At 60.5% G+C, this 14,924-nt stretch carries 15 protein-coding genes and 1 tRNA gene; 10 read left to right on the top strand and 6 right to left on the bottom strand.

Translation table 11 applies throughout. The annotated features are described in order from the left end of the window. Positions 1-251: 251 nt before the first annotated feature. Positions 252-686, top strand: coding sequence for an MgtC/SapB family protein (locus AC1DK3_RS02400; protein WP_477190697.1), 435 nt, complete (start codon positions 252-254; stop codon positions 684-686). A gap of 165 nt (positions 687-851) precedes the next feature. Here AC1DK3_RS02400 and AC1DK3_RS02395 read toward each other — a convergent pair whose 3' ends face one another. Together AC1DK3_RS02395 and AC1DK3_RS02390 are read right to left on the bottom strand one after the other, a co-directional pair. Then, complete coding sequence (locus tag AC1DK3_RS02395; protein ID WP_477190696.1) at positions 852-1,382, bottom strand: dihydrofolate reductase family protein; 531 nt, start codon at positions 1,380-1,382, stop codon at positions 852-854. 267 nt (positions 1,383-1,649) lie between these two features. Further along, complete coding sequence (locus tag AC1DK3_RS02390) at positions 1,650-2,039, bottom strand: GFA family protein (RefSeq protein ID WP_477190695.1); 390 nt, start codon at positions 2,037-2,039, stop codon at positions 1,650-1,652. A gap of 930 nt (positions 2,040-2,969) precedes the next feature. Here AC1DK3_RS02390 and fumC point away from each other — a divergent pair. The 3 genes from fumC to AC1DK3_RS02375 all read left to right on the top strand — a co-directional run bounded on the left by fumC (position 2,970) and on the right by AC1DK3_RS02375 (position 5,008). Beyond that, positions 2,970-4,361 (top strand): class II fumarate hydratase, encoded by a 1,392-nt coding sequence (gene fumC / locus AC1DK3_RS02385; protein WP_477190694.1) that lies wholly within the window; start codon positions 2,970-2,972, stop codon positions 4,359-4,361. A gap of 188 nt (positions 4,362-4,549) precedes the next feature. Then, positions 4,550-4,777 (top strand): DUF4169 family protein, encoded by a 228-nt coding sequence (locus tag AC1DK3_RS02380; RefSeq protein WP_477190693.1) that lies wholly within the window; start codon positions 4,550-4,552, stop codon positions 4,775-4,777. Beyond that, the gene (locus tag AC1DK3_RS02375) at positions 4,778-5,008 is read left to right on the top strand and encodes a ribbon-helix-helix domain-containing protein (protein ID WP_477190692.1); all 231 of its coding nucleotides are present in this window, start codon (positions 4,778-4,780) and stop codon (positions 5,006-5,008) included. A gap of 32 nt (positions 5,009-5,040) precedes the next feature. Here AC1DK3_RS02375 and AC1DK3_RS02370 read toward each other — a convergent pair whose 3' ends face one another. Both AC1DK3_RS02370 and AC1DK3_RS02365 read right to left on the bottom strand, forming a co-directional pair. Then, positions 5,041-5,325 (bottom strand): hypothetical protein, encoded by a 285-nt coding sequence (locus AC1DK3_RS02370; protein WP_477190691.1) that lies wholly within the window; start codon positions 5,323-5,325, stop codon positions 5,041-5,043. Between the two features lie 255 nt (positions 5,326-5,580). Then, positions 5,581-6,036, bottom strand: a complete 456-nt coding sequence (locus AC1DK3_RS02365; protein WP_477190690.1) for a hypothetical protein — start codon at positions 6,034-6,036, stop codon at positions 5,581-5,583. Between the two features lie 412 nt (positions 6,037-6,448). Between AC1DK3_RS02365 and AC1DK3_RS02360 the strand changes: the two genes are divergently transcribed. The 3 genes from AC1DK3_RS02360 to infA all read left to right on the top strand — a co-directional run bounded on the left by AC1DK3_RS02360 (position 6,449) and on the right by infA (position 7,789). Continuing rightward, positions 6,449-6,901, top strand: a complete 453-nt coding sequence (locus tag AC1DK3_RS02360; RefSeq protein WP_477190689.1) for a YcbK family protein — start codon at positions 6,449-6,451, stop codon at positions 6,899-6,901. A gap of 284 nt (positions 6,902-7,185) precedes the next feature. After that, positions 7,186-7,392 carry a cold-shock protein gene (locus tag AC1DK3_RS02355; RefSeq protein ID WP_013214405.1) on the top strand — a complete coding sequence of 69 codons (207 nt, stop codon included), beginning with the start codon at positions 7,186-7,188 and terminating at the stop codon, positions 7,390-7,392. Between the two features lie 94 nt (positions 7,393-7,486). Next, on the top strand, positions 7,487-7,789 hold the full coding sequence (gene infA, locus AC1DK3_RS02350) for a translation initiation factor IF-1 (RefSeq protein WP_339085679.1): 303 nt from the start codon (positions 7,487-7,489) through the stop codon (positions 7,787-7,789). 57 nt (positions 7,790-7,846) lie between these two features. On the opposite strand, the gene AC1DK3_RS02345 is transcribed toward infA, so the two are convergent. Beyond that, positions 7,847-9,148: an NTP/NDP exchange transporter gene (locus tag AC1DK3_RS02345; protein ID WP_477190688.1), complete on the bottom strand. Its 1,302-nt coding sequence runs from the start codon at positions 9,146-9,148 to the stop codon at positions 7,847-7,849. Between the two features lie 287 nt (positions 9,149-9,435). On the opposite strand from AC1DK3_RS02345, the gene AC1DK3_RS02340 reads away from it, so the two are divergent. Next, positions 9,436-10,818 carry a polyhydroxyalkanoate depolymerase gene (locus AC1DK3_RS02340; protein ID WP_477192851.1) on the top strand — a complete coding sequence of 461 codons (1,383 nt, stop codon included), beginning with the start codon at positions 9,436-9,438 and terminating at the stop codon, positions 10,816-10,818. A 99-nt stretch (positions 10,819-10,917) separates the two neighbouring features. Here the strand turns inward: AC1DK3_RS02340 and polA are convergent, their stop codons facing one another. Beyond that, positions 10,918-13,902, bottom strand: a complete 2,985-nt coding sequence (polA, locus tag AC1DK3_RS02335; RefSeq protein WP_477190687.1) for a DNA polymerase I — start codon at positions 13,900-13,902, stop codon at positions 10,918-10,920. A 257-nt stretch (positions 13,903-14,159) separates the two neighbouring features. On the opposite strand from polA, the gene AC1DK3_RS02330 reads away from it, so the two are divergent. Together AC1DK3_RS02330 and AC1DK3_RS02325 are read left to right on the top strand one after the other, a co-directional pair. After that, complete coding sequence (locus AC1DK3_RS02330) at positions 14,160-14,477, top strand: hypothetical protein (protein WP_477190686.1); 318 nt, start codon at positions 14,160-14,162, stop codon at positions 14,475-14,477. 168 nt (positions 14,478-14,645) lie between these two features. Then, positions 14,646-14,722 (top strand) — tRNA-Arg (locus AC1DK3_RS02325). Positions 14,723-14,924: the final 202 nt, after the last annotated feature.

Raw genomic sequence — 14,924 nt, 5'->3', positions numbered from 1 at the left:
TGCGGCAACCCCGCGAATTGCCCTCCCGCAGTGGTCGCAGCCCTTGGCGCACGACGCCCAGAGCCTTCCACGCACGCAAGAGCATTGATGTTCTGATTTACACAGCAAGGATCATCAAAGCGCTCTCACCCCCAGAATTTGCCCCCCTTGTCGAACTCGCGAGCGAACTTATCTACGTCGGCTTGAGGGAAAGCTCGGCCTGAGCGCAAACCAAACCTGACTGATCACCGACATCGAAAAAGGGAATGTGCATGACCAGTTGGCTAACTGGCCTTGAGGGTGCTTTTGCTGTCAAGCTCGCCCTGTGTCTGGCGCTCGGCATCATCATCGGAGTGGAGCGTGAGCTTCGCAACAAACCTGCCGGCATCAGCACGCACTGCTTCGTGATGGCGGGCGCTTGCTTGTTTACATTCATATCTACGGTCGCCGACCCCAACAGCCCGGCCCGTATCGCGGCTCAAGTCGTTTCGGGCGTTGGTTTCCTGGGCGCCGGTATGATCTTGAAGAGCGAGAACAACAGCATAAGAAACCTGACAACGGCTGCAGCAATCTGGTTTGCTGCCGCTATCGGCATGGCCATCGGCATCGGCTGGTATGCGATCGCAGTGATTGCTTCAATCTACGCGGTCATCGTTCCCCGCATCCCACATGTCAAAAAGTGGAGGGACAGCCAGATCGAGGAATAATCCTCGGAGACGTGACGGATTTTGCGTTGCCCAGCTCTTGTTTGGATCGAAGATCGAGAGCACCGCTCGCTATGGAGCCATTTCTTTCGCTCGCTGCCGAGTGGGCGGACGATGGTGGCGAAAGGGACCTCACTCGTCGGCGTAACTGTCGGGCGAGTTGCGTGATTAGGCAGGAACGTAGGTCAACCTGATCACATCCTCGCCAATCCGATCATTAGCCATAAGGCGGAGCGGCGGCCGGGGTCCGGCGAAATATGGTTTGCCGTGACCAAGCACGACGGGGTGCAGGTAGATCCGATACTCATCGATCAGGCCAAGTTCGGTGAGGCTTCGCGCCAAGTCCGGGCCAGCAACTTCGATCTCCCCGTCGCGCTCGGCCTTCAGCTTGCGGATCGCACCCTCAAGATCATCCTCAACAAGCGTGGCCTTGGGGCCGACCGACTTCAAGGAGCGCGAGACGACCCATTTCTGCTGGTTCCGCCACGCCGCCGCGAAGGCGCGTCTCTCTGCATCCCATTCAAGATGATCGTCGTCCCAGTAGCGCATGATCTCATAGATCTTGCGGCCGTACACACTGCCCGTCTGCCCCTCCGCCTGCTCGATGAAGTGGCGAAAGAGCGTGGGGCTTGGCGCAAACTTCATGTGATCGACGTAGCCGTCCAGCGACTGGTTCATTCCGAAAACGAGCTTCGCCATGCTGCAAAATCTCCACCCCAGATTACTCAGAATAGCCTCAGCCGCCGTTGCGCGGAAGTGAGGTTGCACACAATCTGCGCGCCGCTTCGTCGATGGGAGCGTTGACCTGAGGTGCGCTTCAAACTCAGTGCAGATGTCGTTGCGACCGCTCACAATCTCCGCGGTTCCGCATCTCCGCACAACGTCCCATCAAACTGCTGTCTTTTTTACGTGGATCCCGACCTGCGCCGGGATCACGAAGCAAGCTGTGACGCCTGAGAGTGAGCTCTAAAACCACATGTCGGCGACGCAGCGGCCGTCGCGCGGCAGATCATCAAAGCTTACGAGCCCGTCGAAGTGATCGATGACGATCGCGCCGACCGCGTCCGGCTCTGCGAGGCGAAGATTGACGGCGATGCGACGGCGGCCGACGTCGCCTGTGCCGAGTTCGCGCCAGTAGGCGACGCAGCCGCAGCCGGGGCAAAAATGAAAGCTGGTCGCCTTGCCTCGGACATAGGCTTTCGTCGGGCCCGTTACGTGGATACCTTCGCCGTCATAGTCGTAGGCCCACAGCACACCGTAGCGCCGGCAGACCGTGCAATTGCAGGCGGTAGCCGATTCCGGCGTGCCTGCGAATGTCCAGCGCACAGAGCCGCAATGACACGATCCTTCGAGCATCTCTTTGAACCTCGCGCGCCGCTAACCATTCGCGAAAATGTTTTGCCGGAAGTAATCCCCGCTGGCGGACAGGCTCGCATACTCACGCTCATCTTTCCACACGCGAAGGGCATGAGCTCGTGCCGCGAGACATGTGTGGTGAAGAGCATGCGGGGTCGCGCGGAGAAATCGGTATGCCGCGGGTTCACTGCCTGCCGCGCGCGGGCCTCGTGATGAGGCGGCGCGGTGAAACGCCGCTCGAAAGGAGATGCGGGGGCGGATGGCGGGTTCGACGGCTCAGGGATCGCTTTCAAAAGCGATCCGCACTCATACGAGAGGCGCCGGACATATGGGCCGGGGCCGAGGCGGAGAGTTGGCATGCACGGGACGGCGCTGGTCCGCATCCCTAATACATATGCAAAGAGCGAGGCCACGCCGTCCCGTCCCTTTATTTATTTGTCCACGGCGACTCGCGTTCCGCGAGCCGGCCGCCGTGGACGCTTGCCGTCGCGCTGTTCATTGATTCAGACCGGCAGGCACATCGTCAACCTGCACGCTCTACCGTCATGCCGACGAAGGTCGGCACCCAGACACCAGTCGCCAGACGGGGTCTATCGGTTTGGCTGGATCCCGGTCTTCGCCGGGATGACGGTGGGTTGGGTCGGCCGCCGGATCTGCCGCGCTCCGAGCGGGATGATAGAGGTGGTGGGTTCAACGTCATTCTCGGCCGAGGGCGGCGCAGCTGCGCCGAAGGCCGGGGATCCAGCGTAAGACTCGTCGAAGACGCAGTATTGGGCCTTCGGCAACTTTTACGCTGGATCCCCGAACCGCTCGCATGCTCGCGGTTCGAGGATGACGGAATGCTTATGAAAAACGCTCGACAAAGCGCGCCCCATGCGCGACGAAGCACGAAATTCGACACATCCGATCCATCACGGGACCGAGCACACCATGAGCAAGACGCGCACCGAAACCGACACCTTTGGCCCGATCGAAGTGGCGGCCGATCGTTATTGGGGCGCGCAGGCTCAGCGTAGCCTCGGCAATTTCAAGATCGGCTGGGAGAAGCAGCCCGCTCCCATCGTTCGCGCGCTCGGCGTCGTCAAGCGCGCCGCGGCCGAGACGAACATGGCGCTCGGCAGGCTCGATCCGAAGATCGGCGATACGATCGTCAAGGCTGCGCAGGAAGTCATCGAGGGGAAACTCGACGATCATTTCCCGCTCGTCGTCTGGCAGACGGGTTCGGGTACGCAGTCAAACATGAATGCGAACGAAGTCATCTCGAACCGCGCGATCGAAATGATGGGCGGCGAGATGGGCTCGAAAAAGCCCGTGCATCCCAACGATCACGTCAACATGAGCCAGTCGTCCAACGACACCTATCCGACGGCGATGCACATCGCGTGCTCGGAAGAGGTCGTGCACCGGCTCATTCCGGCGCTTCAGCAGTTGCGCAACGCGTTGAACGACAAAGCACAGGCTTGGTCGCGCATCATCAAGATCGGCCGCACGCACACGCAGGACGCGACGCCGTTGACGTTGGGCCAAGAGTTTTCGGGTTATACCCAGCAGGTTGAGAACGGCATTGCGCGCATCGAGCAGACGCTCCCGAAGTTGATGGAACTCGCGCAGGGCGGCACCGCAGTCGGCACCGGTCTCAACGCGCCGAAGGGCTTCGCGGAGCTGGTGGCGGAGCGCATCGCATCGATCACGCACCTGCCATTCAAGTCGGCGCCCAACAAGTTCGAGGCGCTCGCCGCGCACGATGCGATGGTGTTCTCGCACGGCGCGATCAACACCGTCGCCGCGTCGCTGTTCAAGATCGCGAACGACATCCGGTTGCTGGGTTCGGGCCCTCGTTCCGGCCTCGGCGAACTATCGCTCCCCGAAAACGAGCCCGGTTCGTCGATCATGCCGGGCAAGGTTAACCCGACGCAGTGCGAGGCGCTCACGCAGGTTTGCATTCAGATTTTCGGCAACAACGCCGCCATATCGTTCGCCGGCAGCCAAGGGCATTTCGAGCTGAACGTTTACAATCCTGTAATGGCCTACAACTTCCTGCAATCCGTCCGCCTGATGAGCGATGCCGCGGTATCGTTCACTGAAAATTGCGTCGCCGGCATCGAGCCGAGGGAAGACAACATCCGCGCCGGTCTCGAGCGGTCGTTGATGCTCGTCACGGCTTTGGCTCCGAAGATCGGTTACGACAACGCCGCCAAAATCGCGAAAACCGCGCACAAGAAGGGCACGACCCTTCGCGACGAAGCCGTCGGCGGCGGCTATGTGACGGACGAGGAGTTCGATGAGATCGTGCGGCCGGAAAAGATGATCGGGCCCGAGTGACATCGCCGGTCTCCCGCTGATCGTCGCAACTTTGCGACGTTCGCGTACAGACTTGCATAACAGCTGCATTGCGACCGAACGGCACTTTCAACATCAAGAGCTGCGTCGCCGTTTGACGGATTTGCGTTGCTGCAGATAAAATGACTGAAACTCAGGATGCGATTTGCATCCTTTGCGGAGTGCATTTTATGACCGCCGAGATCATCAATCTCAACAAGGTCCGTAAAGCCCGCGAGCGTGCCGACCGGGAACGGGAAGCGCATGAAAACCGGCTCAAATACGGGCAATCGAAGTCGGAGCGGGGCCTTGTTGACGCGCAGCATCGCAAGTCTCAGTCCGAGCTCGACAGGGCACAACGGGAAGACAATCGCGCCGATGAAGACGCCGACGATATCGATCCCAACGCCGCCTCGTAAATGAGGCCCGAGAAGCGCTCGTTCTCGATTCAGGGCCACAGAACGTCGGTTTCGCTCGAGAAAGCGTTCTGGATTGCTCTCAAGGAAGCTGCCGCCGAAGATGGCATGACACTCGCGAGCTTGATCAATTCCATCGACAGAGGACGCGGGGATGCGGGACTGTCGAGCGCCGTTCGCGTCTGGTTGCTTGACCGCCTGAAAGCGCGCGCAGAGGCGAAGGCCGCCGATTAGCGGCAGCGCGGCGTACCCGGCAGTGATGCCCCTTATCGGTACCTGGCCCGGTTGCGCTCGCGAAATTGGATGTCCGGCGGGCGGCTCGAACCGGTGTCGCACCACGGATTGCCGTAATAGCCGTAGCGGCCATTGATCGGCGTGCAGTCACGCTCGACTGGCTTCTCGTACCAAGGCTTCGGCTTCGCTCTAGCGTGCTTCGCCAACGCTTCGGAGGCTGGGGCGACTGCGGCGAGCGCCAGGAAAATTCCGATCAAATACGCTTTCAAGACAGCTCCTTCGCGAGGGTAGAATTCCTTCGAGGGTCCGGATTTCATTCGGCTCGGCGCTCTCGATTTGCCGCCTCCGGAACTTAGGTATTCGACGCGATGGTTGCCAGCCCACTCGAGTTGCCGATGCTTATCACGAGGGTCGTGGCCCCGCCGGTCATCTTGCCGACGGGGTTACGTTTGAGGAAATGCGTGACGGTTCCATTGACGCCGAAAAGGCGGGGCCGGGACGTGGAAACTGCCGCCCCGTTGCCGTTCTGATCTCAAATGTGTGGCCGTTAGGTCACCTAGGCCGTCTCGCCGTTAAGGCAGACGACCCCAGCTGAAGAGACCGTAAAGCCAAGCCGCCACTGCGCCGAATCCGGCAGCGATGCACAGGATGGGTACGATCTCGCTGACGTTGCCTTCGAGCAGCGGCGACGGGCGTTGCGCGAGATGTGGCATCACAATAAATGCGCTGATGAGGCCCGGTCCGAAGAGGCCGAGGATGGCGCCGCGAATGGTCATCATGCCCTCAGGCTTCCAGCCGAGGATCAGGCCAAACAGTGCGCCCCAGAGGCCGCCGGTCAACGTGTTGCCCACGATCCAGGGCAGGTCGAGCGTTGGCACAAGCAGGCTCGGCACAGCGTCCGTGCTCCAGGGCATCGCGTTCCAGCCGGTCCAATATTGCACGAATAGCCAGCTGATCCCTTCTTGGGCGATGAGCGCCGCAATCACCCCGGCGACGAAGCCGATCAAAAGACTTCTCAAGGCATTCATGATCGTGTCCCCTTCCCTGCTGTCCCCTTTTGCGCGATGTGCCCCGCGCCCTTCTTGCTACTCCGCTTGCGCGAACTATTCCATGCCTGTTGCTCAATTTACAGATTTCGACTGAAGGCTGTTTGCGAGACGCAACGGACGCGATGTCCTTACAACTCGCCTTATTTTGGCCCATCGGGTAAGGCTTTCAGTACACGCCGCACAAAACGGTGCACTCGTCTTCCGTGACAGGGCACCTCCGGTCTCGTTGAGATCACGGTCGTGAGGCGCACCGGGGGGCTGGCGCTCGCGGTCCCCTGTCCAATCCAATGCTCCGCAGCGCGGGCCTTCTGGCTCGTCATAGCCGCTTCACGGGGAAGCAGCGGGCGGTGCGATTCGACCTTCTCCCATCATTGAACACGAGGGACTTCCCATGAGTAAGGGATCGACTATTGCTGTGCTTTCTCTGGCACTTGCCGCGTTTGTCGCGCCGAGCCTGGCCGAGGCTAAGTCGTACAACGGCGGCAAAAGCTATCGCGCCAAAAGCCATGCTACCGCCAGCCGCCGCGCATCCGGCGACAGCACCGGTTGTCTGACATCGGAAGCACGCAACCTCCTCGCGCGTATCCGGGGCCAATTCAACAACGTCCAAATCGTCTCGACCTGCCGGCCGGGCGCAAAGATCGCCGGGACGAACTATCCCTCGAAGCATGCTTCGGGACAGGCGATCGATTTCCGGGTGCCGGGCCGCAAAGCCGAAGTCGTCCGCTGGCTGATCGCCAATTATAAGAACGGCGGTATCATGACCTACAACGATATGGATCATATCCATGTCGACGTCGGCGCCCGCTTCGTCGCTCTTAACCGTCCGAGCGGCCGTACCTGAAGCTTGTAGGCGGGCCGTGCGGCCCGCCTCAATTTCAATCAGGCGTTGTCCGCGGGATGCTGAAACGACATGCATTTCAGGGCTCTGTGGCGCATCCTGGCGGCCTCCGTGCCGCCTGCGACGATCTTGCCTTTCTTGAAGGAGCAAGGCATAAAGTCGCCATCGAACACGCCTTGGCTTACTCTTCGACAGCGCTACCGCCTGCCCTAAGACGTCTCCATCGCGCGATTTGATTATCTCCGGACATTCTGCCGGGGAATGCATGTTTGCTTTGGAGGCAATTAATGTCGAACGGGACTGTGAAGTGGTTCAACGGTCAGAAGGGTTACGGCTTTATTCAGCCTGAAGAAGGTGGGAACGATGTTTTCGTTCACATTTCGGCAGTTGAGAGAGCAGGTCTTCAGTCGCTCCGCGAAGGCCAAAAGATCTACTTTGAAACCGAGCGTGGGCGTAACGGCAAGATCGCTGCCGTAAACCTCCGTCCTCTCTAAGGTTTTCGAGGCCACTCCACTCATGCGGGGAGCAGCTCGGCTGCTCCCCGCTTTTCTTATCCAGGTTATCAAAAAAGGAAGTTCGGGAGATCGAATGGCGAAAGAAGAGATGCTCGAGTTCGAGGGTGTGGTGGACGAAGTTCTGCCTGACGCCCGCTGTCGCGTGAAGCTCGACAATGGGCATGAAGTCATTGCCTACACCTCGGGGCGCATGAAGAAGAACCGCATCCGCATTCTCGCCGGCGACCGTGTGACGGTCGAGATGACCCCTTATGATTTGACCAAGGGCCGCATCAACTTCCGTCACAAAGACGGTCGTCCCGGTAGTGGCGGCGGCGAACCTGCAGGCACGGCACGCTCGAGCGGCGGTCCTCCTCGTCGCGGCGGCGGACGCTAATCACGACGGACTGCGCGCTGCCTTCAACCGCAGTGCTCTCCCGCGAGTTAACGGGTTTTAGTCACTAACGGAAAGTTCGGCGGCGCGCTGCTTGTGATTGGCGCCGAGGCGCTCGGCGGTCCAGAGCCAAGCGACCACCAGCGGAATGGCGATTGCTCCCGTTGCTCCTCCAGCAAATCCGAGCCCGCCTCCGACGATCGAAAAGAGCCACCCCGACGTCGCATCGCCGCCGCGAAATACGACCGTGTCGATGAAGTTCTGCACCTTGTATTTATCGGCTGGCGTGGCGAGCGTGTAGACCACCTTTATCGCGGGATTGGCGAGCGCGAACGAAACGATCCGTTCAGCAACCATAACGGCGGCGACAATCCAGAGCGCCGCGTCGAACGTCAGCAGGAGCACGCCCAGCGCGCCTGTCAGCGGCAAAGCAAGCAACGCTCCCGTTACGCCGAAACGGCGGAGAACGCGCGCCGTTCCGAAGACTTCGATCAGGAACGTCACGACGCTGACTGCGAGGTCGCGGCCGGAAAAGAACAGCACGCGGTCGGCGCTGTTGTCTATCGATGCCGCGACGAGGCGCGCCTGCTCCAGATAAAAAAACGTTCCGATGATGTTCGTGATGAAGATGAAAAGCGCGAGGCGCGCGAACATCGGTGTCGTGAAGACCTTTATCGCGCCGTCGAATATGCCGCCGCCTGCGGGCTCGGACGCCGTCTTCGCTTCTGCCGGTCTCAGGCGGCGCAATTGCAAGCTCGCCGCCATCGAAGCGATCAACAGTACCGCCGAGACAGCCAAGAGATCGACAGGTGGCAATACTCTGACCAATCCTTGCGTGAGCAATGGCCCCGCGAGAGCGCCAGCCGTGCCGCCCGCCGAGATGAAGCCGTAGAGCCGCGTCGCTTCCTCGTGCGACCAGAGTTCCGACATCAGACTCCAGAAGAGGGATACGACGAAGAGATTGAAGACGCTCGCCCAGACGAAGAACGATCCCGCCACCCAATGATCATCAGGCGACACTTTCAGCACGAGCCAAAAGATGACGAGGTTCGCCGAGAAGAAGCTGTAAATCGACGGAAGCACATAACGGCGCGGAAAGCGTGTCGCGACAAATCCGAAAAGCGGCACGAGGACGAGCATCACGATGAAGACGACCGTGAAAAGTTCGCGGAGCGAATCCTTGCCCAGCGAGACGCCGATTTCATCGCGAACGGGACGGATGATGTAGTAGGCGGACAGCAGCGCGAAGAACATCGCGAACGACGCGAGGAGTGCCGTGATCTCTCCGGGCGCGACATCAACAAAGCGCCGTAACCACGAGCCGGACGAGGTCGTCGATGAGGGGGATCGTTGTGATGGCATGCTGGCCGGAGTTCTCGCAGCTATCTCTCTTATTGTCTTCCCGGAACTAACAGCGGCGAGCGCGCGTCATCGTGATTGACGCGATGCAGCGGAGAAGACCGGGCGGAGACGCTGTTCGGCAGTGTACCTTTAATGCACGGGTGTGCCTTATCGTTAGGCACGCAAACGTTTTCTAGATTGTGACTATGACCAATCGTTCTATACTGACGCAGTGCAGCAACAACAAGCTGTCCGGTGAGTTGGCAGTCAGCGGGAAATCCTTATTAACACAAGGACTTGCGACAGATATGAACTACTACGCCTATGAAATGGCCCATGCGTTCATGTCCCCTGTCCGATTCGGTGTCCAGGCTCTGCGTCAGACGCTCGGCTGGCCTCTCAACCCGATGAGCTATACGGCTGCGGGCAAGAACATGATCGCCGCGTGCGAGGTGTTCGAGAACATCACGCGCCGTTATGGGAAGCCCGAGTTCGGCATCAAAAGCGTGCAGCTCGCGGGGCTCACGCTTCCGATCCGCGAGGAGATCGTTCTCGCCAAGCCATTCTGCAATCTTATTCATTTCGATCGCGGCCAAGCCGAGACCGGCAAGCGTTACGATCCGAAAGTTCTGATTATCGCGCCGATGTCCGGGCACTACGCGACGCTGCTCAGGGGCACGGTCGAATCCATGCTTCCCGAACACGACGTCTACATCACCGACTGGGCCGACGCTCGGAACGTGCCGATTGCGGCGGGCCGATTCGATTTCGATGATTTCGTCGATTACCTGATCGACTTCATGCGTTTCATCGGCACAAACACGCACGTCATCGCGGTATGCCAGCCGGCCGTCCCCGCGCTTGTCGCGGCCGCGCTGATGGCTTCGCGGAGCGAAATCTGTCAGCCGGCGTCGCTTGTGTTGATGGGCGGCCCGATCGACACGCGCCGTAATCCGACGAAGGTCAACGATCTCGCGGCAGATAGATCAATCTCGTGGTTCGAGTCCAACGTCATCTCGACCGTGCCATTTCCGCATGCGGGATTCATGCGGCCGGTTTATCCGGGTTTCATGCAGCTCACGGGCTTCATGACGATGAACCTCGAGCGGCACATGAATGCCCACGTCGACCTGTTCAACAATCTCGTCAAGGGCGACTGCGACAGCGTCAACCAGCATCAGACGTTCTACGAGGAATATCTCGCGGTCATGGACCTCACTGCGGAGTTCTATCTGCAGACCGTCCAAACGGTTTTCCAGGAGCACCTCCTTCCCGATAAGAAGCTGATGCACCGGAACGAGCTCGTCGATTGCTCGGCCATCCGCAATACCGCGCTCATGACCGTCGAAGGCGAACGCGACGACATTTGCGGCCTCGGGCAAACGGAAGCCGCTCACGATCTCTGCGTGGGCATCCCCCACGACGAGAAGGTGCACTATGTGCAGCAGGGCGTCGGCCATTACGGCGTGTTCAACGGCACGCGCTGGCGCACCGAAATCCAGCCGCGCATTCGTGAGTTCATCCGGACGATCAATTACAAGCGGCTGACCGGCAATCAGTCCACGCGCATGCCGAAGCCGTACCGGGTGCTGAAGGATGCTCCGGACGTTGCTCCCGATTGGCGCTCGACGTCGAACGGCGCGCTCAACGACGTCAACGGCAAGCATCCGCCGTCCGCCGCTGGCGAATAATTGGAGCGTCGGCCCGGATAGAAGCAGGATCGACGCGCTAAGTTTTTGTTGTCGCATCGCTTTTGCACAAACCCGGTGCCCACTTTTGTGCGCGATGCTCTAGTGCGCCTCGTCCCAGTTGTAGGCGGCTTTCGCGTCGACGTGGATCGGCACCGATAGCTTGACGGCGGGTTCGCCCGCCGTTTCCATCACATGCCGCGCGATGTCGATAAGCTTTTGCGCGTCCCCTTCGGCCACTTCGAAAACGAGTTCGTCGTGAACCTGCAGAAGCATGCGGGCCGACGCCAACTTCGCTTCCTCGATAGCGCCCGGCATTCGGATCATGGCGCGGCGGATGATGTCGGCCGCTGAGCCTTGTATCGGCGCGTTGATCGCGGCCCGTTCGAGGAAACCGCGCATCGACGGGTTCTTCGTGTTGATTTCGGGATAGTGAATTTTCCGCCCGAAGATCGTCTCGACATGGCCGTGCGCATGCGCGTGTTTCTTCGTCGCTTCCATGTAATCGCGGATGCCGGGGAAGCGCTGAAAATATGTCTTTATGTAATCGCTCGCTTCCTCGCGGCTGATACTCAGCTGGTTCGCGAGGCCAAACGGCGAGATGCCGTAGATGATACCGAAGTTGATCGCCTTGGCGCGGCGACGCACCTCGCCCGGCATATCCTTGACCGGCACGCCGAACATTTCCGACGCCGTCATCGCGTGAATATCGAGGCCGTCGGCGAAGGCCTTCTTCAGCTGCGGAATATCGGCGACGTGCGCGAGAACGCGCAGCTCGATCTGCGAATAGTCGGCCGAGACGAGCTTCATGCCCTTGTCCGCGATGAAGGCCGTGCGAATTTCCCGGCCCTCCTTCGTGCGGATCGGGATGTTCTGCAAATTGGGATCGGACGAGGCGAGACGGCCGGTCGTCGTCGACGCCAGCGCGTAGCTCGTATGGATGCGCCCGGTGGCTGGATCGATGTATTCGGGCAGCGCGTCGGTGTATGTCGAGCGAAGTTTCGAGATCTGCCGCCATTCGAGCATCGTATTGATCAGGCGGCGCGCATCGCCGTCGAGTTCTTCATTCGCCGCGAGTTCGTCAAGCACGTTGGCGCGGGTTTCCCATTGACCGGACTTCGTCTTCTTGCCGCCTGGCAGTTTCAGACGATCGAACAGAAGCTCTCCGAGTTGCTTTGGCGAACCGAGGTTGAACTTGTGGCCGACCAGGCCGTTGATCTCTTCCTCGAGCCTGACGGCGCGCTGCGCGAACGCACTCGACAGCCGCGCAAGGATATCGCGATCGACCTTGATGCCCGCGTGCTCCATGGCGACGATGACGGGCACGAGCGGCCGTTCCAGCGTCTCGTACACCGAGGTAATGCGTTCCGCCGCGAGACGAGGCTTCAGGACTTTCCAGAGCCTGAACGTCACGTCCGCATCTTCGGCCGCGTATTCGGTCGCCTTATCGAGCGGCATTGCCGCGAAGGTCTTCTCGGACTTCTTGGCGCCCGGCGCTTGTCCCATCGCTTGCGCAAACGTCATGCAGGCGTGGCCGAGGTGGCGCTCGGCGAGAACATCCATGCCGTGCGCATTGCGTCCGCCGTCGAGCGCGTAGGAAATCAGCATCGTGTCGTCGAACGGCGTGACGTCGACGCCGTAGCGCTTCATCACCAGCGCATCATACTTGATGTTCTGGCCGATCTTCAGGACAGACGAGTCTTCGAGCAGCGGCCTGAGGACGTCCAATGCTTCAGTGATCGGAAGCTGCGGCGGCCGGTTGTCGGCGCCGCCAAAGAGATCGTTGCTTGGCCCCGTGTGGCCGAGCGGCACGTAACACGCTTCACCCGGCGCGACGGCAAGCGAAATGCCGACGAGGTCGGCGCGCGTCGCATCGAGGTCCGTCGTCTCGGTGTCGAACGCGACGTAGCCTGTCTGGCCGGCCTTCCTGAGCCATTCCTCCAGGCGGGATCGAGTCGTGATCGTTTCGTACTTACTGCGGTCGATCGCCTTTGCGCGCGCGATCGCCGTTCCAGCGGCGACGGCCGCCGCCGGAGTGGCATCCTCGAATGCCGCTTCTTCGCCGAGCGCCTCGATTTTATCCGACGTCGATTGCGCTTTGGATTTGAGGCTCGAGCCGACCGAGATCGCGAGCGGCGGCGGGGCTTCTGCACCCAAGCCTTCCGCGATGCGCTTCGTGAGCGTGCTGAATTCCATCGTGCGCAGGAAGCCGAGGAGAGCATCGGCCTCGGGATCGCGAACACCGAACGCTTCGATTCCAATCTCGAGCGGCACGTCTTCTTTCAAGAGAACGAGCTGACGCGAGATGCGCGCCTGCTCGGCAAACTCGATAAGCTTTTCGCGCCGTTTCGGCTGCTTGATTTCGCCGGCGCGCGCCAAGAGCGTATCGAGATCGCCATACGTCGAAATGAGTTCGGCCGCCGTCTTGATGCCGATGCCCGGAACACCCGGGACGTTGTCGACGGAATCGCCCGCGAGCGCCTGTACGTCGATGACTTTTTCGGGCGGGACGCCGAACTTCTCAATCACCTCATCGCGGCCGATGCGCTTGGCTTTCATGCCGTCGAACATCGTGACGCCGGGGCGCACGAGTTGCATAAGGTCCTTGTCAGAGGACACGATCGTGACATCGCCGCCGGCGTTCACAGCCTCTCTGGCGTACGTCGCGATTAGATCGTCGGCCTCGTAGCGGTCGAGTTCGATGCAGGCGACATTGAACGCTTTTACCGCGTCCCGGATCAGGGGAAATTGCGGAAGAAGTTCCTCCGGCGGCGGCGGGCGGTGCGCCTTGTACTGGGGATAGATGTCGTTCCGGAACGTCTCCCGGCCGGCGTCGAAAATGACGGCAATATGGGTTGGCGCTTCGGACGTTTTCGACTCGCGCAAAAGCTTCCAGAGCATCGCGCAGAAGCCGTGCACCGCACCCACGGGCAGCCCGTCGGAAGGACGCGTCAACGGCGGAAGGGCGTGGAAGGCCCGGAAGATATAGCCTGAGCCGTCAACCAGATAGACGTGGCTTCCCTTGACGATCGGGACCAGTTCCGCCGCGCCAATGACTGAAGGCTGCTCAATTTTGTTCTGCTGCATCTTTGCTCTTTTGGCCATGTCTCGGGCGGTTAGGCACGGGGCGCGACTTGAGACAATCGCGGCTATTCTCAAAACCGCGGGAAGGCGCGTTCCTCGACGAAATCGCGGCCATTATCGCACGCTGGCGGACCAATCTGCCAATCGGGCTGGCCGGTCCGTTGACAGCGCCCTCTGCCCCGTGGCTGATGTCCGCCAACACCTATGTAGGGTGCCGGCTGGGGAAGTTGCAAACCGTCACTTTGGGGAGACTATTTGTCATGCGCACAACCGTCAAATTCATGGCCAGCGTCGCCGCCGTCGCGGCGATGACTTCCGCTTTCGGGGCCGTCGACGCCCAAGCGCTGCCTCGCTGCCGCGCACCCGTCGAAGGCGTTGCGACCGCAACCGGCATTCTGGGGACGGGTTCGGAGAAAGCCCGGATCGAAGCCCGCGAGAACTGGAAGAGCACGGTGCGCAACCTCTATGGTCCCCGCTACTCCGACTTCTGGAATGCACAGGGCAAGCAGTGGGACTGCAAAAAGGGAGCGATCCTGCTCGCGAAATGCGTCGTCGTTGCCAAGCCCTGCCGTTATTGAGCCCATTAGCGCCCGAGGCTTCCTGGGAAGCGCGGGCGCGAGCTGACGAGCAAACGCTAGAAAACGTAAGGTGAGGCGCGAAGTCTCACCTTTATTTTCGAACAGTTACCGCGCCGCAGGCGTCTGCATTTGCGGCGCGCCGATGAATGGGCTATCAGTCTCGCCGAAGCACCCGTAGCTCAGCTGGATAGAGTGTCGCCCTCCGAAGGCGAAGGTCGCAGGTTCGAATCCTGCCGGGTGCGCCAACCTCTCGTTGAAATAGCTGGAACTTTTCAGGCGTTGTTCCCGACGTAGTTCGGAACGAGCGTGACGCTGTTGCGCATGAGTTGATGCGAGTGGGTACAGCCGGGCAAAGCCCGTCTGCCCAGATCCGGGACGACGTGGCGGCCATTTCCGTCGCCCTCAATTGTGGACGGTTGCGTCCATCGCTCAGCATTTGGCACGGGC

The sequence above is a fragment of the Hyphomicrobium sp. 01T421 genome (genome assembly GCF_056398805.1).
This window is presented reverse-complemented; position numbering and strand designations above follow the sequence as displayed.

What these genes read in the sequence shown, in the direction of transcription:
- AC1DK3_RS02400 (WP_477190697.1), top strand. Translation starts at nt 252, where the DNA reads ATGACCAGTTGGCTAACTGGCCTTGAGGGTGCTTTTGCTGTCAAGCTC.
- AC1DK3_RS02395 (WP_477190696.1), bottom strand. Translation starts at nt 1,382, where the DNA reads ATGGCGAAGCTCGTTTTCGGAATGAACCAGTCGCTGGACGGCTACGTC.
- AC1DK3_RS02390 (WP_477190695.1), bottom strand. Translation starts at nt 2,039, where the DNA reads ATGCTCGAAGGATCGTGTCATTGCGGCTCTGTGCGCTGGACATTCGCA.
- fumC (WP_477190694.1), top strand. Translation starts at nt 2,970, where the DNA reads ATGAGCAAGACGCGCACCGAAACCGACACCTTTGGCCCGATCGAAGTG.
- AC1DK3_RS02380 (WP_477190693.1), top strand. Translation starts at nt 4,550, where the DNA reads ATGACCGCCGAGATCATCAATCTCAACAAGGTCCGTAAAGCCCGCGAG.
- AC1DK3_RS02375 (WP_477190692.1), top strand. Translation starts at nt 4,778, where the DNA reads ATGAGGCCCGAGAAGCGCTCGTTCTCGATTCAGGGCCACAGAACGTCG.
- AC1DK3_RS02370 (WP_477190691.1), bottom strand. Translation starts at nt 5,325, where the DNA reads ATGAAATCCGGACCCTCGAAGGAATTCTACCCTCGCGAAGGAGCTGTC.
- AC1DK3_RS02365 (WP_477190690.1), bottom strand. Translation starts at nt 6,036, where the DNA reads ATGAATGCCTTGAGAAGTCTTTTGATCGGCTTCGTCGCCGGGGTGATT.
- AC1DK3_RS02360 (WP_477190689.1), top strand. Translation starts at nt 6,449, where the DNA reads ATGAGTAAGGGATCGACTATTGCTGTGCTTTCTCTGGCACTTGCCGCG.
- AC1DK3_RS02355 (WP_013214405.1), top strand. Translation starts at nt 7,186, where the DNA reads ATGTCGAACGGGACTGTGAAGTGGTTCAACGGTCAGAAGGGTTACGGC.
- infA (WP_339085679.1), top strand. Translation starts at nt 7,487, where the DNA reads ATGGCGAAAGAAGAGATGCTCGAGTTCGAGGGTGTGGTGGACGAAGTT.
- AC1DK3_RS02345 (WP_477190688.1), bottom strand. Translation starts at nt 9,148, where the DNA reads ATGCCATCACAACGATCCCCCTCATCGACGACCTCGTCCGGCTCGTGG.
- AC1DK3_RS02340 (WP_477192851.1), top strand. Translation starts at nt 9,436, where the DNA reads ATGAACTACTACGCCTATGAAATGGCCCATGCGTTCATGTCCCCTGTC.
- polA (WP_477190687.1), bottom strand. Translation starts at nt 13,902, where the DNA reads ATGCAGCAGAACAAAATTGAGCAGCCTTCAGTCATTGGCGCGGCGGAA.
- AC1DK3_RS02330 (WP_477190686.1), top strand. Translation starts at nt 14,160, where the DNA reads ATGCGCACAACCGTCAAATTCATGGCCAGCGTCGCCGCCGTCGCGGCG.